The 22,169-nt window shown below is 45.4% G+C and carries 16 protein-coding genes; 10 read left to right on the top strand and 6 right to left on the bottom strand.

Annotated features, from left to right (window positions below):
- Positions 1–210 precede the first annotated feature (210 nt).
- From QUA27_RS03165 to QUA27_RS03150, 4 genes are all read left to right on the top strand, one after another.
- Positions 211–2,385 (top strand): EAL domain-containing protein, encoded by a 2,175-nt coding sequence (locus tag QUA27_RS03165; protein ID WP_333066282.1) that lies wholly within the window; start codon positions 211–213, stop codon positions 2,383–2,385.
- Between the two features lie 177 nt (positions 2,386–2,562).
- Entirely contained in the window at positions 2,563–3,507 is a 945-nt protein-coding gene (locus tag QUA27_RS03160) for an NAD(P)-dependent alcohol dehydrogenase (RefSeq protein WP_333066281.1), read from the top strand.
- Positions 3,508–3,690: 183 nt separating this feature from the next.
- The gene (gene tatC, locus QUA27_RS03155) at positions 3,691–4,536 is read left to right on the top strand and encodes a twin-arginine translocase subunit TatC (RefSeq protein ID WP_333066280.1); all 846 of its coding nucleotides are present in this window, start codon (positions 3,691–3,693) and stop codon (positions 4,534–4,536) included.
- 521 nt (positions 4,537–5,057) lie between these two features.
- Entirely contained in the window at positions 5,058–6,599 is a 1,542-nt protein-coding gene (locus QUA27_RS03150; protein WP_333066279.1) for a calcium-binding protein, read from the top strand.
- A gap of 204 nt (positions 6,600–6,803) precedes the next feature.
- On the opposite strand, the gene QUA27_RS03145 is transcribed toward QUA27_RS03150, so the two are convergent.
- Both QUA27_RS03145 and QUA27_RS03140 read right to left on the bottom strand, forming a co-directional pair.
- Positions 6,804–7,112 (bottom strand): carbon dioxide-concentrating mechanism protein CcmK, encoded by a 309-nt coding sequence (locus tag QUA27_RS03145; RefSeq protein WP_332957925.1) that lies wholly within the window; start codon positions 7,110–7,112, stop codon positions 6,804–6,806.
- Between the two features lie 411 nt (positions 7,113–7,523).
- Entirely contained in the window at positions 7,524–7,841 is a 318-nt protein-coding gene (locus tag QUA27_RS03140; RefSeq protein WP_190661639.1) for a DUF3067 family protein, read from the bottom strand.
- A 218-nt stretch (positions 7,842–8,059) separates the two neighbouring features.
- Here QUA27_RS03140 and petC point away from each other — a divergent pair, with 218 nt between their 5' ends.
- From petC to QUA27_RS03110, 6 genes are all read left to right on the top strand, one after another.
- Entirely contained in the window at positions 8,060–8,602 is a 543-nt protein-coding gene (petC, locus tag QUA27_RS03135; RefSeq protein WP_333066278.1) for a cytochrome b6-f complex iron-sulfur subunit, read from the top strand.
- A gap of 165 nt (positions 8,603–8,767) precedes the next feature.
- Positions 8,768–9,757, top strand: a complete 990-nt coding sequence (petA, locus tag QUA27_RS03130; protein WP_333066277.1) for a cytochrome f — start codon at positions 8,768–8,770, stop codon at positions 9,755–9,757.
- A gap of 105 nt (positions 9,758–9,862) precedes the next feature.
- Positions 9,863–10,714, top strand: a complete 852-nt coding sequence (locus QUA27_RS03125) for an alpha/beta fold hydrolase (RefSeq protein ID WP_333066276.1) — start codon at positions 9,863–9,865, stop codon at positions 10,712–10,714.
- Between the two features lie 111 nt (positions 10,715–10,825).
- Positions 10,826–11,269, top strand: a complete 444-nt coding sequence (gene psbQ / locus QUA27_RS03120) for a photosystem II protein PsbQ (protein ID WP_333066275.1) — start codon at positions 10,826–10,828, stop codon at positions 11,267–11,269.
- 321 nt (positions 11,270–11,590) lie between these two features.
- Positions 11,591–12,643, top strand: a complete 1,053-nt coding sequence (locus tag QUA27_RS03115; protein ID WP_333066274.1) for an NAD(P)/FAD-dependent oxidoreductase — start codon at positions 11,591–11,593, stop codon at positions 12,641–12,643.
- A 51-nt stretch (positions 12,644–12,694) separates the two neighbouring features.
- A complete protein-coding gene (locus QUA27_RS03110; RefSeq protein WP_333066272.1) occupies positions 12,695–13,177 on the top strand; it encodes a hypothetical protein in 483 nt (160 codons plus the stop codon).
- Between the two features lie 70 nt (positions 13,178–13,247).
- On the opposite strand, the gene QUA27_RS03105 is transcribed toward QUA27_RS03110, so the two are convergent.
- The 4 genes from QUA27_RS03105 to QUA27_RS03090 all read right to left on the bottom strand — a co-directional run bounded on the left by QUA27_RS03105 (position 13,248) and on the right by QUA27_RS03090 (position 22,126).
- Positions 13,248–13,799: a hypothetical protein gene (locus QUA27_RS03105; RefSeq protein ID WP_333066271.1), complete on the bottom strand. Its 552-nt coding sequence runs from the start codon at positions 13,797–13,799 to the stop codon at positions 13,248–13,250.
- Between the two features lie 93 nt (positions 13,800–13,892).
- Complete coding sequence (locus QUA27_RS03100) at positions 13,893–18,656, bottom strand: phosphorylase family protein (protein WP_333066270.1); 4,764 nt, start codon at positions 18,654–18,656, stop codon at positions 13,893–13,895.
- 135 nt (positions 18,657–18,791) lie between these two features.
- On the bottom strand, positions 18,792–19,208 hold the full coding sequence (locus QUA27_RS03095) for an NUDIX hydrolase (protein ID WP_333066268.1): 417 nt from the start codon (positions 19,206–19,208) through the stop codon (positions 18,792–18,794).
- Positions 19,209–19,495: 287 nt separating this feature from the next.
- Complete coding sequence (locus QUA27_RS03090) at positions 19,496–22,126, bottom strand: M1 family aminopeptidase (protein ID WP_333066266.1); 2,631 nt, start codon at positions 22,124–22,126, stop codon at positions 19,496–19,498.
- Positions 22,127–22,169: the final 43 nt, after the last annotated feature.

Genomic DNA, 22,169 nt, shown 5'->3' with positions numbered 1-22,169 from the left:
ATGTTAGGCGAAGCGAAGAAGGGCAACCACGGGGGGACTGCCCCTAACCGAACTATTCAGATATTGTAGGGCTGCGCCCCCTTGCCACCCCAATATATCGGGGATCGCAGAACTTCTTTCTGCGTAAAGTGAGCTTTATAACCTAATAATTCAACTATACTATTTGTGCATATGTTTATAGTCGTCTAGCAAGAAACTAGGGAAATCAGTATGATTGTCGATAGAACTAGCGATAGGGTTAGCGATCAAGCTACAAACTACCGAGGCAATATTTTAATTGTTGACGATCTGCCTGATAACCTGCGTCTTCTCAGGGATGCTTTGAGGGCAGAGGGTTATAAAGTTCGCAGTGCTATAACAGGGATAATGGCTATTCGAGCCGCCCAATCGCCATCGACTGAGCTAATTTTACTCGACATTAAATTGCCAGATATTGATGGTTATGAAGTTTGTCAACAATTAAAATCTGATCCTCGCACAGCCGACATTCCAATTATTTTTTTGAGTGCACTCAATGAAACTTTTAATAAGGTGCAAGGGCTGGCTGCAGGTGGGGTAGATTATATTGCTAAGCCATTTCAAGTAGCAGAAGTATTAGCTCGTGTCGAAACGCATTTAACTATCGGAAGGCTGCAACAAAGACTCCAAAAGCAGAATTTACGTCTGTTGAACGAAATTGAAGAACGGCAACGTCTCGAAGAGTCTCTATTTGCCGAAAAAGAATTGGCTCAAGTGACACTGCAATCAATTGGCGATGGGGTCATTACTACAGATGCCCAAGGTAATGTGAGATATTTCAATCCTATCGCTGAGCGACTGACAGGCTGGAAGACTCATGAGGTTCAAGGAGTTCCTTTCTCTACAGTCTTCCTAATTGTCGATCAAGTAACGCGAGAGCCAGTAGACAATCCTATAGACAGGGCTCTATTAGAGGAGCAAATTGTGGGCTTAGCTAACAATACTATTTTGATTGCTCATGATGGAACCGAGTATCCCATTGCTGACTCGGCAGCACCGATTCGAGACCGCCAGGGTCAAATTATCGGGGCCGTCATCGTCTTTCATGATGTTACTGAATCGCGCTATCTCACGCATAAACTCTCTTGGGAAGCCAATCACGATGCCCTAACGGGGTTAATCAACCGTAGAAGATTTGAGCAACATTTAGTTGAGGCGATCGCCTCTGTTAAAGATAGCAATCAGCAGCACGCTCTCTGTTATTTAGATTTAGATCAGTTCAAAGTCGTTAACGATACCGTAGGTCATATTGCTGGCGATGAGCTACTGCGCCAAATCACCGCACTTATTCAACAGGGAGTCCGTGCTAATGATATGCTGGCTCGCTTGGGAGGTGATGAATTTGGCATTTTGCTTACTCAATGTTCGCTCTCTCAAGCAGCCCTGATGGCGGAAAATGTCAAAGATCTAGTGCATCAGTTTCGGTTTATTTGGAATGGCCAAACCTTTATCATTGGAGTCAGCATTGGAGTTGTTGCTATTGACCAAACCAGTCAAGATTTGAGGGAGCTTCTGGGAGCTGCTGATGCAGCTTGTTATGCCGCCAAAGCCAGAGGCCGCAACTGTGTTCATATTTATAGTCTAGATGATAGCGAACTCATTAAACAACGTGGTGAGAGGCAGTTGATTTCCAAAATCAGCCGAGCGTTGGAAACCAATCGTTTTTCTCTCTATTACCAAAAGATTGTCTCTATTACCTCTAAACCATTAATAGAGCATTATGAGATTTTGCTGAGAATGCTGGACGAAAATGGAAAAATAGTCTCTCCAAATGACTTTATTCCCGCCGCCGAGCGTTACGGCTTGATAACTGATATCGATTGTTGGGTAATCGAGACTTTTTTCTCTAACTATCACAAATTGCCGGATAAAGATGTTCTTAGTCGAGGCTTGTATACGATAAATCTTTCTGGGGCTAGCATTAGTAACAATCAGTTTCTGAGGTTTTTAATCGAACAATTTTTTCGCTACCAAGTTCCTCCACAAAGCATTGGTTTTGAAATCACGGAAACCGCAGCGATCGCAAATTTTGAGCAAGCCAGATATTTCATGAGCGAACTCAAAAAAATTGGCTGTCGCTTTGCTTTAGATGATTTTGGCAGTGGGTTGAGTTCCTTTGCTTATCTGCTCAATTTACCAGTGGATTATCTAAAAATTGATGGTGCTTTTGTCAAGAATATTAGTCATAATTTGATTTCTCAAGCGCTGGTTGAAGGCTTTAATCGTATTGCCCATGCGATGAATCTGGAAACTATAGCTGAGTTTGTCGAAGACGAAGCTATCTTAGAAAAATTGCGCGAGATTGGAGTAGATTATGCTCAGGGTTATGGGATCGCCCGCCCAGTCTCTATTAATTTTAATCGCTAGCGATCGCACTGGGCCAGCGAACCCATTGCCTCACGCCTGCCCCTTGTCTGGACGCCTCCAAGAGTCGATCGCCCGCTGCTACAAGGCTGGCTCAATTTACTGTGTCACATTGAGATCGAATGTGCTGTAATTGTAAAGGATTGAGTGTTCTATTGGAAATAAACCGGAAAATTTGCCATGAAAGCAGTTGCGTTCGATCGCTACGGTTCAGCCGAGGAATTGCAATACCGAGAGTTGGAAAAGCCGATCGCCAAATCCAACGAATTGTTAGTGCGAGTTCGCGCTAGCAGCGTCAATCCCGTAGACTGGAAAATCCGGCAAGGACACCTGCAACTATTAACAGGATTTAACTTTCCTCGAATAGTCGGTTCTGACATTTCGGGAGTTGTCGTGGAAGTCGGCCGGGAAGTCACCAAATTTCAACCCGGAGATGAAGTTTATACTTTCTTAAATCCCATCAGTGGGGGTGCTTGCGCCGAATACGCGGTCGTGGCAGAATCGGATGCGGCAATTAAACCGAAAAACATCACTCATGCCGAAGCAGCAGCAGTACCGATCGCAGGTTTAACTGCTTTGCAATCGCTCAGGGATTTGGGTCAAATTCAAGCAGGAAATAAAGTATTGATTAACGGCGCTTCCGGCGGAGTTGGCACTTTTGCCGTGCAAATTGCGAAAGCAATGAATGCGGAAGTAACGGGAGTTTGCAGTGCTAAAAATAGAGAATTGGTCAAGAGTTTGGGAGCCGATTTTGTGCTTGATTACGCAGAAATTGACTTTACTCAACAAACCGATAAATATGATATAATTTTAGATACTGTCGGGACAAGAACATTTGCTGAATGCGAAAAAGTGCTGCAACCAGAGGGAGTTTATATCTCGACTTTGCCAAGTTTCGAGAACCTCGCACCGATGTTAACGAGCTGGTTTATATCGGGTAAAAAAGCTAAATTCATTCTAGCCAATGCCAATCCCAGCGATTTAGAGGCTTTGCGGGAGTTAATAGAATCCGATAAAGTTGAGCCGATTGTCGATCGCACTTACAGCTTACAAGAAGTAGCAGCAGCCCACGCTTACAGCGAAACGGGCCGCGCGGTCGGCAAAATTGCGATCGTGATTGAATAATGAAGGCACGACACGGATTTTGACACCGCTACACGGATTAATGAGCGATCGTTCCTTCTGCTGCTGAAGTCAGAATAAAGAATGAGGAAGGAAGTCGGAGCAATTATGAAATAACTATTCTCAATTTCCAATTTTCCATTAATTACCAATTTCCAATTACCCATTACCAATTACCCATTCCCTATGACTGCTCCCTCAAACTTGGAGACATCCGAACAAGGTTCCGACAACAACCTCGAAGCAATTAGCCAGGAAAACAGCATTGCACCAATCGCGGGCGGTGCAATGGGTTCCCGCAACTTAGAAAACGAATTTCTCGACGAACTTCCCGATGAAGTTGAGATGTCTTTATTCGAGCATTTAGAAGAATTGCGTATGCGACTTTTCTACTCGCTAATTGCAGTAGTAATCGCTGTAATCGGTTGTTTTTTGACAGTTAAACCCATCGTGCAACTGCTAGAAGTACCGGCCGGGCCCGTGAAGTTTCTGCAACTAGCTCCCGGCGAGTATTTCTTTGTTTCTATCGAAGTAGCCGGATACAGCGGTTTGCTGATCGCCACTCCGTTTATTTTTTACCAGATAGCGCTGTTTGTTCTCCCCGGCTTGACTCGCAAAGAACGCAGGTTGCTTGGGCCTGTGTTTTTCGGTTCGAGTTTCCTATTTTTGGGCGGGTTAGTCTTTGCTTACATCGCTCTGATTCCGGCGGCGCTCAACTTCTTTGTTAGCTATGGGGCGGATGTTGTAGAGCAGTTGTGGTCGATCGACAAATACTTTAAATTTGTGCTGCTGTTAATGTTCAGCACTGGCTTAGCTTTTCAAATCCCGATTCTCCAAGTATTGCTCGGTGTTTTGGGCATAGTTTCTTCCAACCAAATGCTCTCCGGCTGGCGTTATGTAGTCTTGGGAGCGGCAGTTTTGGGAGCGGTTTTAACGCCTTCTACTGACCCTTTAACGCAAAGTCTTTTAGGAGGGGCGGTGCTGAGCTTGTATTTTGGCGGCGTTGGTTTGGTGAAGCTTTTAGGACGATGACAATTAAGAATAGCAGACAATGTAAAAGTTACCGAACATCTGAATTTTAAAATTGTCTGCTATTTTTAGCCGAGATTGGGATTGTTGTCTACTTATCTTAAAAACATTGCTTCAGCTATTTTGAGGGCGAATTCCCTATTTACTTAAGTAAAGTTATAAACATTGTGTAAAGCTAAGCTTCTCAGCTATTTGAGTAAGTTGATTGTTTGATCTGATAATCTTTGCTGATTTAGTATCTGTTTGATAAGTATTTAATATAAAATATAAAATTCACATTAGCAAAGTTTAGTGTTAGGTGTCTGGGGTCAAGGTTTTGAGCCTTAATTCACACTATTTTTTAGGCGATCTTGCTGCAATCATAAGTTATTTTAATAATTTAGTTCTTAAGGTTTACATGAAGATTTGACACAAGCCGATCCTTAGTATTCGATTTAGAGATAACATACCCACACAGTGAAATTACGGAACAACAACGTAAAACTTCCGATTCATTTTCTTAATCTCAATAGGAAATTAAATATATGGAACCACCAATAACTGGCACTCCAGGCCCTGACACTTTATACGGCCCTGGCCCTTTCATTGCTAGCGATGACATCATCGATGGCCTAGCTGGTAATGATACTCTCTATGGTGGAATGGGGGATGATACTCTCTATGGTGGAAGTGGCGATGACCAACTTGATGGTGAAATGGGGGATGATGCTCTCTATGGTGGAAGTGGCGATGACCAACTTGATGCTGGAAATCAAGAGTATTCCACCTATATTAACCTTCTGGTGGGTGAAACTGGCGATGACAGTCTCTATGGAGGTTCCGCTAATGACGTGCTCGACGGCGGAGAAGACAATGATTATCTTCTTGGCGACCCGCTCGGTGATAATTATTCAAGTGGTGCGGACACACTCTATGGTAGAGAAGGAAATGACGTTCTACATGGTTGGGAGAACAATGACATTCTAGATGGTGGAGTTGACAATGATGAACTCGACGGTGGCGGAGGGGTAGATCTGCTCTATGGGGGAGATGGCAATGACACTCTGTATGGCGGTGATGGTCACGGTAATCGTCAGTACACAGGCGACGACCACGACACTCTCTACGGTGGCAGTGGCGATGACTATCTCAATGGTGAAGGCAAAGACTTCTTTACAAATTCCAGCCAGGAGAAAGACTGGCTCTACGGTGGGATCGGCAATGACACCCTGATTGGTGGCATTGACGATGACTCCCTAGTTGGCGGGGCTGGCAACGACTTTCTTGATGGCGGGGCTGGCAACGACACCCTAGTTGGCGGGGATGGCATCGACACAGTATCGTACACAAGTGCGACAATTGGTATCAATCTCCAGTTGGAGCCAGTCGGCGACGGGTCTGGGTTTGGCAGGACTACCGATGGATTGCTCGCTGGATACAGGCTCTCTGGCGTAGACTGGCTCTCTGGCATTGAAGTTGTTATAGGTTCTAACTTCGACGACACCTTAGTTGGCGGGAGCTACAATGAAACGCTATTGGGCGGGCGCGGTAATGACTCTTTGTCGGGTCTTGCTGGCAATGACTTGCTCAATGGCGGGGATGGCATCGACACAGTATCTTACAGTTTTGGAGGAACTGGCGTCTATCTCCAGTTGGGGGCAGTCGGCGACGGGTCTGGGTTAGGTCGGGCTTCCGACGGGCAGGGCGGCATAGACTCGCTCTCCGGGATCGAAGTAGCGATAGGTTCTAGGTATAACGATACTCTCCTTGGTGGAGACGGCAGCGAAACGTTGATTGGCGGGGGGGGCGACGACTTATTGTTTGGTATGAGCGGTGATGACTATCTGGTTGGTGGCAGGGGGGCTGACAAGTTTAGGCTTTGGACGAGTGGGAGAATAGATACTGTTGCTGACTTCAAGCAAGGTGAAGATAAACTTTTGGTACGTTCACGCGCTCCGTTTACAGACATAACTTCTAAGTCTGGGATTAATGGTTTAGATACCGAGATTAGTCAAAATGGGGTAATCATCGGAATTCTGAAGGGAGTTCAGATCACAATCACCGCCAGTGATTTGATTACTGGGTGATGGTATTGTCTGGGTTGATATGCGTTAATCTGCGGTTAAGAATTCCGAATTATTCTGCCTGCTGCTTCAGCAAAATATACCGCAGATAAACACAGCACAAAGATACATCGACTCGCAGCAAAAAAAATATAGAGACGCGATCGCCCGCGCCTCTATAATTACTAAAAGTTAAAATTCCACACCAAAGTTTTGTCAAAACTTTGACTACATTCGGAACTGTTCTACTTCGGGAGTATAGCCGATCGGCAAAACGTAATCCAGATTCTCGTGGGGACGAGCAATTATGTGATACGATAGCAACTTTCCGCCATCCACCTTTTTAACTGATTCCACTCCAGCAGCAACGGCTGCTTGCACTTCAGAAACATCTCCTCGCACTATAATTGTCCAGTAGGCGCGGGTTATTTTCTCATAGCGAACTAAAGTAACACGGGCTGCTTTCACCATTGAGTCCGCAACTTCTACTGCAGCGGGAAATCCTAAGACTTCAACCATTCCCAGTGCAACACCCATTACAACATTCTCCTAAATTTCACAAGATATCTGACACTCATTGTATGTGAAATTGTTGACAGAAATTGGTTCCGATGATTTTGGTAAGCTAGAAGTCCGATCGCCCAAAATTTAAAAAGCCCCTAAAAAGCCCCAGAAACTGTTGCGGCATTTAAATCCCACAGTTGGGGGCGCGCAGCAAAGCCCGCCACAGAAGACTTTGAACCAAAACAACTGTGCAAATTAGATGCGTTACAGCTTAGTTTCTCACCAGCAGCAAGTCGTATGACAAGCTCGCCGATCGATTTTCGGGACTTTGGGCTCAACTAATCCAGCCGCGGCGCGACACAAAACTTTAGGGAACTCCCCCAGATCCCGGCTGTGGAGTCAATCTAAAATCTAAAATCTAAAATCTAAAATCGACAGAGTGATTCAAAACTCGTCTAGCAACCACTCCGAGGCTCTTTCACCCAAATCTAGAGGAACGCTGACAGCTTTACCCAAGCGGGGGCGATCGCGAGTAGTTACGATGTATTCTCTCACCTGTTCAGTGCTCCCCCAGCCGTTGAGGTAATTGGCCACCGCATCCAAATGCTCGAAATAATCAGCCTCCGTCATCGGAAAAGACGCCTGTTCTAAATATTTCCACATAACTTGCACAAAAATCTTGCCCCGCGTTCGCCGCAATCTGATATCGTAAGACTTTCCCCATTTTTCTAGCAGTAGCTGGTGTAAATCCTTGCCCGTCATGGTTGCTCCTGAGTTAATCCATTAAACAATAAAAGACAAAGTTCAAAAAATGTAATAATACTCTAATAAAGGCTGGAAGGCGCATTCTTAAAAGGAATTTTCGCGGCCTAAAATTTGTGCGAGCAGATTAACGGCAATTATCCTCCTTCCTCTGCACGTACAGGTTCGCTAACAGCAAACAAACAAACAAACGTAACTTAAAACCGTAAAGGCAGGTCATGGCTCAATCTTCTGCTGGAAATCCCGATGTTCCCGATATGGGGCGTCGCCAATTTATGAATTTGCTGACGTTCGGTACAGTCACAGGTGTGGCACTGGGCGCACTCTATCCCGTTGTCCAATATTTTGTTCCTCCGTCGAGTGGGGCAGTTGGCGGCGGAGTGACAGCTAAAGATGCTTTGGGTAACGACATCATCGTTAGCGAATATTTGACTTCGCACCCTGCGGGCGATCGCACCTTAGCCCAAGGTCTCAAAGGCGACCCCACCTATGTTGTGGTGAAAGAAGACCAATCTATCGCCGACTACGGCATCAATGCAGTCTGCACTCACTTGGGTTGCGTCGTGCCTTGGAATGTTAGCGAAAACAAGTTTATCTGTCCTTGCCACGGTTCTCAATACAATAATGAGGGCAAAGTGGTGCGCGGCCCCGCGCCTTTGTCTCTGGCCCTGGCCCACGCCACTGTCGCAGATGACAAGATCGCTTTTACAACTTGGACAGAAACAGATTTCCGCACCGGCGAAGCACCTTGGTGGTCTTAAACTATTTTGGATTTTTGATTTGAGATTTTAGATAGGGGGTGAATGGTGAAAACCACAGATAATTGCATCCCTAAAGCAGTCTAATAATCCAAAATCCAAAATCCAAAATCCAAAATCCAAAATCCAAAATCCAAAATTGTCTGACCTTTGAGATTGAATACTCTAATGCCACAAACTAATTTATCTGCGATATTTCGCCGCAGTGCCAGGACGATCGCGAAAACAGCCTTAATTGCGATCGCAGCCGCAGCATTTTTCCTCACCAGCGACATCGCACTTCCCCAAGCAGCATTTGCTTACCCTTTCTGGGCTCAGCAAACTGCACCCGCTACTCCCCGCGAAGCAACAGGCCGCATTGTTTGCGCTAACTGTCACCTCGGTGCAAAACCGACTCAAGTTGAAGTACCGCAATCTGTTTTGCCAGATACGGTGTTTGAAGCTATTGTCAAAGTTCCCTACGATACTAACGTTCAACAAGTTGGCGGCGACGGCAGCAAAAGCGGCTTGAATGTAGGCGCTGTAGTGATGTTGCCCGAGGGTTTCAAAATTGCTCCCGCTGACAGAATTCCCGAAGAAATGAAGGAAAAAGTCGGCGATCTTTACTTCCAACCTTACAGCGAAACCCAAGAAAATATTGTTTTAGTGGGCCCAGTACCGGGAGAACAGTACAAAGAATTGGTATTCCCAGTTTTGTCGCCGAATCCAGAAACTGACAAGTCCGTTCACTACGGCAAATACCAAATTTATGTTGGTGGCAACCGCGGCCGCGGTCAGGTTTATCCTACTGGCGAAAAGAGCAATAATACTGTTTACAATGCTTCGGTAGCTGGCACCATTTCTAAGATTGCTCAACCTGAAGATGGCGGTTATCAAGTGACAATTCAACCTGCCGAAGGTGCAGCGGTTGTTGATACGATTCCTGCCGGTCCAGAACTGATTGTTTCCGAAGGACAAACAGTTGCAGCAGGCGAACTTTTGACGAACAATCCTAATGTGGGCGGCTTCGGTCAAAAAGACGTGGAAATTGTGCTGCAAAGTGCAGGTCGAGTTAAAGGATTGATGGCTTTCGTGGCTATAACCATGCTGGCTCAAATCATGCTGGTTCTCAAGAAGAAACAGGTCGAAAAAGTTCAAGCTGCTGAAATGAATTTCTAAACGCGGCTGTCATTAGTTGGGTAACGTGCTCTGTGCACACCCAACTATTAGGTAAGTAGGGCGGGTATTCCCCGCCTTATTCTTTGATAAATAACCAGTAAAATAATGTTAATTGATGAGAAGATAGTTGAAGTAGGCCCGCTGAAATGGTTTTATCGGGAAACAAATCCGGTTAACGCAACTGAGAAACCGCCCGTACTGCTGCTGCACGGTTTGCCGTCCCAGAGTTTTACCTGGACTGTAATGATGCCGGATTTGGCTGCACAGGGATTTAGATCGATCGCCCCTGATTGGGTGGGTTACGGGCGATCGACAAAACCAGACAAGCGCGACTTTGCCTACACTCCCGATGCTTTTGTTGACGCCCTCGCTGGCTTTATTCAAGCTATAGAATTAGACCGATTTTACCTCGTTGTCCAAGGATTTTTAGCTTCAGCCGGCATTCAATACGCTTTGCGAAATCCCGATAAAATTGAGCGTCTAGCCATCATCAATACACCAGTTTCAGCAGATATCAAATTGCCTTGGAAAATGCAGCAGTTGGGGCTGCCTTTTATTGGCGACATGATGACGCAAGACCCGCTTTTGGTTGACAGAACTCTCGAAGGCGGCAGCCGCCAGACAATATCAGACAAGGATTTAGATGTTTACCGCAGCCCGTTTTTGAAGAGTTCGGATGCAGGTCGATCGCTGATGAATACTGTCCGCAATATTCAATTGCCGCAGTCAATGGCAGAAATTGAATCCGGCTTGAAAGGATGGACTCGACCAACTTTATTTGTCTGGGGTTTGACAGATCCTTGGCTGAGTGTTGAACCTGTTCAAAAGCTAGTCGGTTCCCTGCAAAATGCAGAGTTAGTCACACTGGAACAAGCGGGGCATTATCCTCAAGAACATTGGTCTGAAAAAGTTGGCAATTCTGTGATCACTTTTCTGCGCCGCCAGGAGGTAAAATAATATTTTGTACATAACTCTCGGTGCTAGGTCAGTGAACCAGCTCCTCGCCGAGCTGCATTCCCAGGCAGAGCCAGAGAACGAGAAATCTAAAATCTAAAATCTAAAATCGATATGACTCGTCCCCGTTCAATTTTTGCCTTGATGATGGCGTTTTTGATGGCGTTTCTGGTTAGTTGCAGCAGTGTCGAAGCAAAAGTTCCAACGACTTACACAGCAGCCCAGACCCAGCAAATTCAGCGCTATGTTCCTACCCTGACAGAGTTCCGATCGCGCATGGATAAACTGGGAACCTTAATTCAAAAACAGAATTGGGTTGATACCAGAACTTACATTCACGGGCCTCTAGGCGACTTGCGGAACACCATGAAAACCGTCTCTGCGAGTTTGTTGCCTAAGTCTCAACAACAAGCTGTTGATTTAACTAAGAGTTTGTTTACCGAGTTGGTTAACATCGATCTTGCTGCTAAAGAGCTTGACTATGCAAAAGTCACGGCCAGCTATCAAAAAGCTGTCAATGATTTCGATACCTTCTTGCAGCTAATTCCTAAAGCTTAATAGCTTTAGGGGTTTGTAGGCTTGGCAGTTGATGGGTGTCAAATTAAGACTGAAGCCCATAATAAATATCGCTTGTAGTCGAGTCTAAACCCCCCCTAACCCCCCTTAGTAAGGGGGGGACAAGAGTATTCAAACTCCACCTTAAAATGGGGGGCAGAGCATTCAAAGTCCCCCTTATTAAGGGGGATTTAGGGGGATCGAGAATTCGAGACAAACGATAAAAACAGAGGATTTTACTGTTAATTTGACACGCTTTGCGGTCAGAACCCTATGAAAAACTTCTATAAAATATAAAATCTAAAATATAAAATCTAAAATTGAATGATTCGCGTTGCAATTATTGGTTGCGGTATTATTGGGGCTTCGATCGCCTTTGAACTAAGTCAATTTCCCGAACTGAAAGTTACTGTGTTCGACAAACAGCCGCCGGCACAAGGTTCTACTGGCGCGGCACTCGGTGTTTTGATGGGAGTTATCAGCCACAAAACTAAGGGCAGAAATTGGCAGTTCAGGGAAACCAGCCTTCAGCGCTACGAAACTTTGATTCCAGAATTGGAAGCAGTTACGGGGCGAAAAATTCCTTTTAACAAACAAGGAATTTTAATGCTTTGTTCGGAGGGAGAGGATTTAATTAAGTGGGAAAATTTGATAGCAACTCGCCGATCTCAAGGTTGGCAACTGGAACTGTGGGATGTGGAACGAGTGCGCGATCGCTGCCCTCATCTCTCTTTAAACGATCGCATTATTGCTGCGATTTATTCGCCTCAAGACCGGCAAGTCGATCCGACGGCGCTAACTTTGGCTTTGGTTGATGCTGCTGAACGAAATGGGGCGATTTTTGAGTTTGGCGTGCCCGTTGAAGCAGCGGAGATTGCTGCTACTTTGGAGTTCGATCGACTAATCGTGGCGGCTGGTTTGGGTTCTGCTGCTGTGACTGCATCGTTAAATCAGTTGGTTGACATTCGCCCGGTGTTGGGACAAGCGCTGCATTTGCGATCGGCCAAGCCTTTAGGAAACCCTGATTTTAGGCCAGTAATTACTTGCGATGACGTTCACATTGTGCCCTTGGGCGATCAGGAATTTTGGGTGGGGGCGACGGTGGAGTTTTCAGACAATGGCGAGGAAATTCAGGCGAATGCTGATATGTTGGGGCAAGTGATGGCGAGGGCGAGATCACTTTGTCCGGGCTTAGCAGAAGCTGAAATCATCAGGAAATGGTCAGGATTGCGCCCGCGGCCGGAAGGGCGGCCGGCCCCAATTATCGAGACGCTTCCCGGTAACGATCGCGTTCTCATCGCCAGCGGCCACTATCGCAACGGTGTTCTGCTGGCCCCTGCAACAGCGCGATCGATTCGAGAAATGATTTTGCAATAATTAACAAATGTTAATACAATCAAGACAGCCATTCATATCTTACATCTAAATATGTCCGACAAACCTTTAGGTAAACCGCGCTCTTTGTGGCGAGTAATTTTGCTGTCTGGAGTCAGCTTGCTGCTATATTACGGATGGTACAAATGGATTATTCAAGAAGAATTGCGTCGCTATAACGGCAGCGGTTGGTCGGGAACCCTTTGCTTGCTTCCCTTTGTTTTAGGAGTAGCCGTCCCCCAAGCTTTGCGGATATTCGATCCTGACGTTCCCGGATGGTTTGGTTGGTTTTCCTTGCTAGGTATTGCTTGGATTTACATCGTACAGTTCAAACTTTACAAGACAGTTAACGAATTGTACCGCCAAGAAGGAATCAAAGAACCGCTAACAGTTTGGTGGATTTTTGTACCTGGTTTAAATTTAGTTGTAGGCTTGCGGCAAATTCACTTTTTGAGCCAGTTTTGGGCGATAAAACAGGGAATTGAAGTTAAGGATAACTTAGCCGCAAGTATTCCTTTTCTCTCAGCTAACGCTTAATCTGTATTAATGCCTATGGACTTGTTGCTGCAATTTCTCTGGGATTTGCAGCGATCGCCAGTCTATGGATTTATCGCCCCTGTGCTAAGTCAGCGTAGACGATGATTTCCCAACCCAAGATCAGCAGCAGGAGTAGCTCAACCACACCCAAAATATTGATAGCTAAAGGTGTGCCAGGTACTAAGGCCCAGAAGGAAATCAGGGTAATGATTCCTGACACGACGAAGGTAATTTCATCAACAATAAGTTGCTCGATTTTGCGGCGCGATCGGTGGCGATCGCTCCGGTGGGCAATTTCCCAACCAAATAGAGATTCTACCTCTGCGTGTCCGGTCTTTTCTTTAACCTTTTCGACCAAGGTCAGCCGAATGTAGCGCCCGATCGCGCTGATCTTTTCATCGTTTACTAGGTAAGTCCAGCCGAGAATCAAGGAAGCCCAGGGGAGGATTAGAAAGGCGTAGTAGTTGGCGGAGTTGGAAGCTGCAAAGGACACGATTGTACCGAACAAACCCAAGGTGACGTAGAGGAGGTTGTCTCGGAAACCAATCCGCTGGGTTTGCTCGGCTTTGAGTTTGTCGTATTCTAGCAGCCAGATTTTCAGGATGGGGTCTTCTTCAGTCATTTTGTTCTTGGAGTGAGTTTTACTGTTATTGTGCCTGATTTCACCTACTCTGGAGGTCTGAGTGAGGAGAAATGCTTTTGTGGCCAATCGCATTCAATGATGGTCGGTGCGGCGACTACGCAACCTTCTTCTGGGAGCGATGTATAAACCAAATCGATGCGGTTTTCGATCGAGTGTTTCTAATGCAGACCGGGTTTCTCTGAGATTTAAGGCAAGTAGATCCTCGAATATCTGTAAACCAATATCGCGGTATAGGGGTAGGGGGTGACGATGTAGTTGAATGGCGATTGTCGTTAAACTTTCCGCGATGAATGCTGTTGCTGGTGCTGGATTGGTGAGGTCTGCAAAAATGCCAATCAAACTCTGACAAACTTTAACCACAATCTCAGGATTGTTGTCCACTAAATTCTTTGTTTCAATAATTTCAGTCAGATCGTTGGCCGCTGCCAAAAGTGCGCCCCGGTTCTTGCAGATTGCTTCAACGATCTTCACCATTCCAGGATTCAGTTGAAAGCGATCGCGACTCCAGCGGAAAACGCTTGCTACAGCGTGCTGGATTGATTCGGTAGAAGAAGAAGCAAGGGTATAGAGAATTTTTGCGGCGATCGGCCGACATCTTTGTTGAACCCATAGATGACTTGCTGCGTGAGCGAGTCCGCAAAGAATTGCTTCGTTGTCTTGAGTGGCAAGGTGATGGCCAATCCTCTCAACTGACCATTCATCCTGATATTGAAAGTAGTGAATTAGTAGCAATTCACCACAGGCTTGTTGAGAAAAGTTGGACTTATTAGCCCGAAGCATTTCCAGCCAACTCTGTACAGTTTCTTTTGGTTCAAACCATCCAACTGTGTGTGCAATGAAATAGAGTGCAAATTGATATTGCAAAACCTCTGGGTAGTTGTGGATAACAGTGTCAAACAATTCTGTAGCTTTTGCGCGATCACCATTCAAGAGTGGCGGCATATGGGCCAGAATATCAACCCAAACGGCTGGATGAGGTTCGATACTCAGTTGCGATCTGATAAATTTTTCCCAACCTTCTAAATTTGGGGGATTTTGCTTGAGATAGCACGCTGCGATCGCTCGTACAATATTGCCTCGACCACCGGGCCGCACCTCAAAGACTGTCGTATTAAATAAAATAGATGAATTCAGATGGGAATGCCGATCCTCTTTGGCTCGGTAGTGTTCCAGTTCTGGCTTGGTGTGAGTAGATAACCAGTTTTCCAGGAGAGCCAAGACTGATACTGAAAGCCCTTGATGCTCAGCAATTTTTTCTAGAGTACGGGCAACATACTCGCGAAAGTCTTCAGAATTGAATCCTCGCTTGTCAAGCTGTTTAACAAGTTCAGTTAAATCACTTGGTGGAAAGTCTGTCTGAGCCAGACTTTCTAGAGCTGCTCCTGCATATTTTTCATGGCGTTCTGGCTTTAGTTGTGGCAAAATGCGGAGAAAATGCTCTGGATTATCCTTGACCAACCTGCCAAATTCACCAGACTGTTCTGTAGAACCTCCTGTCCCAGCCAAACTATCAGGTGATTTACGAAATAAACAGTTTGCATCTGTTAAATCTGCAAGTTCATCGAATAAATTCAGTAAGTTTTGATCTGAAGCATGAGACATCTGATCTTTGGTCATACGTGGACCCACATTTTGACCAATGGTAGGATATTGACTGTCTCGATCCAATAGATAGGGAAAAGCCCTTTCCTCTTGTTGTCTCAGAAGTTTTGTCTCAACACTCAAATACTCATCGTTAATAGCTCTTAGTAGACGCAACCGATGCTGGCGATTAGATTGCAAACGTCGGAAACGCAAATCAGCAGGATATTCAGATTGGGGAAGATAATAATCAAATTGCTGGATCGCTTCTTCAAGTAAAGCTCTCTCTTTAGGAGATAAGTGTGGAACAACGGCTGCTATCAGTTGTTTTGTTTCTCTGTGGCAATCCCATCTATCACCGATACATAAGCGTTTTGGGTTTGCTAGCAGGTACTCTAAAACTGCTTGAGGTTCCTGTGATGCTACCTCCTCTAAACCACGAGCCAGAAAACGATGGACAGCCAGTAGCTGAGAATTTTCGTTTAGCTGAACGAATCGAAGAAAGGCTATGGGTTCTTGAGTAGCAAACTTTGTGACAGAGACTAATAGCGCTTCTAAAATTTCTCCTCGATTGAACTCTAAACTGATGGATTTGTCATCTCGATAACTATTTATACCTAGTAATTCATTTCGCAGGATTCTGCTGCATACATCGACAAACCAAGCCCAAACCTCTTTCAGGAAGTTTTGAGGATAGGCATCTGCAAATCTCTTTATTTCGTAGAAATCACTCGCGTTTGACTGTTGGAGTAGATTTTCTATTGGCTTGAGTGGGTCATATAGTAAGTTATGATGATACAGAGTCATCTCATCTGCATCTGCGGGTAGTTCTGGTTTAGGTTTGTTCCCCTCTGAGATAGCCCGATCTAATTTTTGATTGAGGTGGGCAAGTAGAATTTTTGGAGCTAAATTGGGAAAGATTGTTGCAACCTTCTCTGCGATCTGCTCAACATCATACCAATCAATATTTGAATGCTGGATGACCTGTTGGGTCAACCCAACCCTTTCGGAAGTCCACTGACCAATATTTAATAGCACTCGAATGCTTAAAAAGTCATAAGTTCGATCATTCAACCAATATTCCTCTAACAAACTCCAGACATCCTCGGCGGCGAAACTTGCTGCTGTCGTCAGGAGGGGACAACAGTAAACTGCTTGCTCTACTGGTTTCTCTAACCAGCGTAGGAATTCGAGGCGATCGCGCAACGTTCTAAACCAACCTGGACTTCCCATCATTGAGTCTAAAACCTTGATTGCCTCTATTTCTGAATCCAGCAAGGGAACGAGCAGCCCTACCTCCGTGGGATTGGGATTAGACTGCGCCCCGACAAACTCGATCACCAAGGTACGAATATGCGATCTGACTTTTAGTTTGGAGGTGTTGACTAAAGCTTGTATTTCTCGTTGGTACTTCTGGCAGGCTGTGCCACGCAAATAGTTGAGGTTCCTCAGCAAAATCGGTCGAATGAAAAGACCATCTTGGCGCTCTAATACGAAGTTAGAAAGCGATTGGGAGCCACGGGCAAAAGAACGAGCCAGTGTATGGTCGTATAGCGTTTGATGGCAGAAACCCAAGGTTGAGTTATCTGGATTAGTCATCAAAATTCCAGCTTTCTCTAGAACGCGACAGATTTTAGGACACTCATCGGCAATTGCGGCTGGTAGCCACAGGACTTCTTCCTCAGTCATGCGTTCAGCCAGTTTCGTCAGAAAAGCAATAGATTGTGCGGCTTCAGGCTCCTCAGGAATACGTTTTTCCCACAACTGATCCAGCAGATTTGGAAAGGATTCAAAAACTTGATCCGGTTTAGCGATTTCCAGAAAGATTCTCAAATGAAATGGATTTCGCAGCAGTTCCCGCAATGGTTCTCCCATACTGTGCGGATTGTGCTTCTCTTTTTCCAAAATAGGAGATATCTGTTCCCATGTTGGTAACTGAAGATCTAACCGTTGAAAACAATCCAGACGAGCAAATTGAGTGCCGTGACGAAACTCGAATTCCCGGCAAGTCGCCACAATGTGAACATTTTTAGTTTCAGATAGGGATTGGATGAATGACAGCAACATATTCAATCGTCCGGGTTGACGATCGAGCAATTCTGAGACAGCATCCAGTTGGTCTATCAAGAGAATAACTTTCTCTGTATTGGCGATCGCTTTAACCGCTTCTTTTGGATGCCTGCTTATCTGAATATCCTGCTGTAAATCTTCAATTGTGTTAACTGTATTGCTGAGATAGTCAGCTTTAATTGCCAGCAGCACATATTTTGCTTCTACCGCCCAATGTCCCAGAGTTGCCATTAGCGCCGATTTTCCACAGCCAGGCTCACCCAGAACAATGGTGCTAGAAAAAGTTTCTGTTTCAATGCGATCGATCAGTTGCTTTAATTCAGGACGAGGAATCTGTTGGTTGTTGTCGCCGAGCGTCCGCTTCCAGTCCAACAAGCCTTTTGAGGCATTCAGGAACTCTTCCTTCAAACTGCTTGGACTAATAGTAATAGTGTCAGACTGTTTACCTGCTGATTGAAACTTTGCCAAAATCTCAAATGCAAACGCACTGGCGTGACGAGCTGCTATTTCTTGATAACCCGCCTTATCCACCTTAGCCTTGTTGTTAATCAAATCAGAAATTCCCCGAATCACCATCGCACACACCTGATGATTGGCACGGGCTGCCTCCAGGAAACCAAATCCTTCCATTTCAACAGCAACTGCATCCCCATAGTTCGATCGCAGAAATTGAAAAATCTTCGATTTCGTGGAGGCAATCACTTTCTCGCCCGCTGCGATCGGCGCAACAAAAACACGAGGGATTGGCTCAGTTACAGATAGTCTTTTCAACCAGTCATCTTCTCCGGCTTCAAAAATGGCTAGTTGCTCTAGCCTATAGGCAGATAAACCAATTTCAGGTCTGGGTTTGAAGGTTTGTTCTGCTTTGCCCGACTCGTAGCCATAGACTTTAGTAGACGCGACAACATCACCAAGGGCTACATCTTTAATTCCCCCAGCCACTCCGACAAAGAGAATAACATCAGGGTTGAAATGAGCGATCGCTCTTTCTGCCTCCATTGCTACACCGGGATTACCTGCTCCAATTTCGACAACGGCGACATCCCACACAGCTTTAGACGAGTCGAACTTCCCCCAGCGATAAATCGTCCCTCGTGGATGACTCTCTTTCTGAATATCGGACAGATGCGCGCAAACGGCTGAGCGCTCAACAGAGAGAGCAGTCAGAATAACGGCACAGGGCATAAGGATTTATATAGAGAAGCTTTTTGTCTATTATGACAAGTTTTTTGGTACTTGGGGATTAAAGATGTCATTTCGATTTTCGATTAAGGAATTAGATCTCCGACTTCTTCAAGAAGTCGGGAATCTGGGTATTGTTCACCAGAACCGATTTGGCAAATCCGCAAGAATGAGTTTGAGTTCCGGTTCGTTGACCCGCTTAATTGCTTTAGGAATACTTACCCACTGCCGCTTTCTCTTGCTAGCTTCGGGCCAAATTTCCAGAACTGCTTGCACTTCCAGTAGAAATACTCCTACCTGACAAAAATAGCCGGACTTTTGATACTCGTAAGTTCCCAGCAAATCCGGGAACACTTTACCCAACAAACCTGCTTCTTCCCAAGCTTCCTTGGCGGCGGAATCTTGGGGAGTCATGTCAGGTTCAATTAATCCTTTAGGAATCACCCAGCGCTTGCTAGCCGAAGAAGTAATTAGCATTACTTCAATTTTTCCGTCTTGAATACGATAGGGAATTACCCCCGATTGCTCAATCAATACAGCGCTTCTTATACTCATGAGTTCTGCAATATTTATGGGTAAAAACGCTACTGCCACTTCATCAAAAGTTGACAACTAAGAAATAAAAATTGCATCCTGATTTGCGCTAATTCCCCGGTTGAGAGACAACAAAGTGGAGAATAGAGATATTGGGCTTTTCCCCTATGTGGAAAATAGGAAATTCCAATGCACTCCCGCTGAACAATAATATTATTATAATAACCGCGTGCAATCATCTACCGACAAGCAGATAAAAGCCGATCGCCAATATCTGCCTTTATCTGCGCCGGTATGGGGTTTTACACCTAATCTTTCTTCGCCTTAGCCTCCAAATTTTCCATCCGACTCCTCAAATCTTGATTCTCCTTTTTCACCTGGTCTAATTCCTCCCGCAACTGCTTTACCGCTGCATCAGAACCAACATTTTTCTGCACTCTTTGCACAGCTTCATCAGCCATGCGGCGGACGCGGCCATCGGGAGTTTGGTCAGCTAAAGAACGCAAAATGCGAATTGCTTTGCGAGTTTGCATTTGTCCTAATCCCACTACTACAGAGACTTGAGTCAAGAAAAACGTCTCTTTAGATAATTCTGCCAATCGCTGCAAAATCCGTTCTAAATTGACCTTCGTTTGACCAGTCGAAATTGTGCCCAAAGATCGAATTGCAGCCAAGCGCAAAGCTTGCGGAGTACCGGCGGCTGTGTATTTCAAAATTAGATTCAGCGCATCTTCCGAAGTTTTCATCTGCGCCAAACCTGCGATCGCACCCGATCGCACTACCTCATTCCAGCCCTGACGCTCTTTCAGCACCAATTTTAACTCTTTGAGTACCTGTTCGTCGGTCGGTTTTTCGTCGGGGTTAGCCCCTGCAATGGAGCCCATAGCACTCGCTGCTGCTGCTTCTACATAATAGCTGTCGTCGCCTTTTTCGACGATCGACCTCAGCGCTTTATAAGTTTCGTGAGTTTGGATTTTACCCAGCGCATTCACCACAGCGCGACGAACACGAGCATCTTTATCTTTTAAACCACTTACTAAACCTTCAAAAACTTGGTCGAGTTTAATTTCAGCTAACTGACCGGCAACTTCGGTCCGTACTGCCCAAAACGGCTCTTTCTTGAGAACTTCTGACAGCGTTTTCACCGCTTCCAGCCCTCCCTTTTTCGCCAAAGCGTGGGCCGCGTAAATCCGGGAAACAGGGTCGGGATCGAATTGTAACTGTGCTTTGAGTTCCGCAATTCCATACTCTAAAACAACTGTTTTTAAGTATTTATTGCCGACATCAAAACTGATAAAGGCAGGCTTCTGTTCGAGGGGAAAATAGAAGCTTTGCTCGCGCTCATGCACTCGGACTGTGAAAGTTTTTAGGTTCGGGTTTGAACGTACCCAACTGTCATCATCTGCTTCTTTTTCTGGCTTGTAACCGAAGCCTATCGGGATTTTCAAATCAAATACATCTTTGCTGTTGCCGTTGCCATTTTTGCTGTCTTTTACCTGAGTTTGGGTGACAGTCACTTTTGCTAATTTGCTGTCGCCATCCCAAGAATAAGCAACTTTATAATCTGGATGACCGCCACGATAAACGTACTGGTCAAACAAAAACATTAGATTGCGACCGGTAGCCTTTTCTATCGCCCTGAGCAAATCGATCGTTTCTACAGTTTTGTGAGCGTTATCCCGCACAAAAGTGTGAATTGCTTTGTAAAATAATTCGTCCCCCAACTCGGCGCGAATCATGTGATAGACGCAAGCACCTTTTTCGTACAAATGGCGATCGTACAATTCAATGGCTTCGCGGTAAACGTGAGTAACGATCGGCCGACGGTAGCGAGAACTGTCTTCAGCTAAATAATTGCGGGCTTCATTCAACATATAGTAAGCCGCGTCTTCTTTGCCGTATTCTTTGTCAGTCCACAGCACCTCGGAATAAGAAGCCATGCCTTCTTTTAGCCAAGCATGAGACCAATGTTTAATTACTACTAAATCACCGAACCACTGGTGAGCTAGTTCGTGGGCAACTAAGCTTTCAGTACCTCGATTGTCGAGGGCGGCGCGTTCATCTAACAAGCACCTATCTGTTAGCAAAGTTGTCGAAGTATTTTCCATACCGCCGAAAATGAAATCATCGACGCAGACTTGAGCATATTTGGGAAAAGGGTAAGGATAGCCAAATGCTTGAGAGAAGAATTCAAGCATTTGAGGCGTTTTGCCCATGCTGCGCTTAGCGTCTGCCTCGCGGCTTCTTTCCACGTAATAATTAACTGGTTTGCCGTTCCATTCGTCTTTAATTTCGGCAAAATCTCCGACTGCTAATGTCATTAAATACGTCGGGTGTACCTGGGTTTGGGACCAGTGATAAATTTTATCGTCGCCTTCGTTTTTTGTACTAATTAATTCGCCGTTGGAAATAGCAAATAGTTGTCTCGGAACTTGCACTCGAATTTCTGAAGTAGCGAGTTGTCCAGGATAGTCGAAACAGGGAAACCAGAAGCGGGAATCTTCATCTTCGCCTTGAGTCCAAACTTGTGTTGGTTTGTCTGGGTAGTGTTTGTCCGGACCGACAAAATAGAGGCCGCGCTGGGGTTTTTCGACCGAGTATTCGATCGCAATTGTAATTGGTTGGTAAGCTTCGGTTGGTTCGTGTAGTTGAATTTGCAGCACTTCGCCATCGCTGTCGAAATTTTGCTCAATTTCGCCGACTTTTACTGATTTAATATTCAGGTTTACAGCATCTAATGTTAATTTGTCAATACCGCTGCGGACTGGATTGATGCGGATGCTGCAAGTGCCACGAAAGCTTTGTTTGGGAATATTCAGCACTAAGTCGAGGAAAATGTGCTCTACTTGGCCGGGGCGATCGGGGTTGTAGTGGGGCCTGGCACCGGGCATCTCGAAGGATTTGTGACCGTTTTCAGAATCAAAGTAAGTTTGTGACATTGTGATGGCAAAGTTGTGAGTCGATCGGCGATCGCTGGCAGCG

It is taken from the genome of Microcoleus harperi Pol14_C6, from assembly GCF_036701295.1.
Taxonomy (GTDB): domain Bacteria; phylum Cyanobacteriota; class Cyanobacteriia; order Cyanobacteriales; family Microcoleaceae; genus Microcoleus.
The sequence above is the reverse complement of the archived record's forward strand: the minus strand, read 5'-3'. Positions and strand labels throughout refer to the sequence as shown.

Excerpts from the sequence above, each read along its gene's own strand:
- QUA27_RS03125 (WP_333066276.1), top strand. The coding sequence starts at position 9,863 with ATGTTAATTGATGAGAAGATAGTTGAAGTAGGCCCGCTGAAATGGTTT.
- tatC (WP_333066280.1), top strand. The coding sequence starts at position 3,691 with ATGACTGCTCCCTCAAACTTGGAGACATCCGAACAAGGTTCCGACAAC.
- QUA27_RS03095 (WP_333066268.1), bottom strand. The coding sequence starts at position 19,208 with ATGAGTATAAGAAGCGCTGTATTGATTGAGCAATCGGGGGTAATTCCC.
- QUA27_RS03145 (WP_332957925.1), bottom strand. The coding sequence starts at position 7,112 with ATGGGTGTTGCACTGGGAATGGTTGAAGTCTTAGGATTTCCCGCTGCA.
- QUA27_RS03165 (WP_333066282.1), top strand. The coding sequence starts at position 211 with ATGATTGTCGATAGAACTAGCGATAGGGTTAGCGATCAAGCTACAAAC.
- QUA27_RS03110 (WP_333066272.1), top strand. The coding sequence starts at position 12,695 with ATGTCCGACAAACCTTTAGGTAAACCGCGCTCTTTGTGGCGAGTAATT.
- QUA27_RS03160 (WP_333066281.1), top strand. The coding sequence starts at position 2,563 with ATGAAAGCAGTTGCGTTCGATCGCTACGGTTCAGCCGAGGAATTGCAA.
- QUA27_RS03105 (WP_333066271.1), bottom strand. The coding sequence starts at position 13,799 with ATGACTGAAGAAGACCCCATCCTGAAAATCTGGCTGCTAGAATACGAC.
- QUA27_RS03115 (WP_333066274.1), top strand. The coding sequence starts at position 11,591 with ATGATTCGCGTTGCAATTATTGGTTGCGGTATTATTGGGGCTTCGATC.
- psbQ (WP_333066275.1), top strand. The coding sequence starts at position 10,826 with ATGACTCGTCCCCGTTCAATTTTTGCCTTGATGATGGCGTTTTTGATG.
- petC (WP_333066278.1), top strand. The coding sequence starts at position 8,060 with ATGGCTCAATCTTCTGCTGGAAATCCCGATGTTCCCGATATGGGGCGT.
- QUA27_RS03150 (WP_333066279.1), top strand. The coding sequence starts at position 5,058 with ATGGAACCACCAATAACTGGCACTCCAGGCCCTGACACTTTATACGGC.
- petA (WP_333066277.1), top strand. The coding sequence starts at position 8,768 with ATGCCACAAACTAATTTATCTGCGATATTTCGCCGCAGTGCCAGGACG.
- QUA27_RS03100 (WP_333066270.1), bottom strand. The coding sequence starts at position 18,656 with ATGCCCTGTGCCGTTATTCTGACTGCTCTCTCTGTTGAGCGCTCAGCC.
- QUA27_RS03090 (WP_333066266.1), bottom strand. The coding sequence starts at position 22,126 with ATGTCACAAACTTACTTTGATTCTGAAAACGGTCACAAATCCTTCGAG.
- QUA27_RS03140 (WP_190661639.1), bottom strand. The coding sequence starts at position 7,841 with ATGACGGGCAAGGATTTACACCAGCTACTGCTAGAAAAATGGGGAAAG.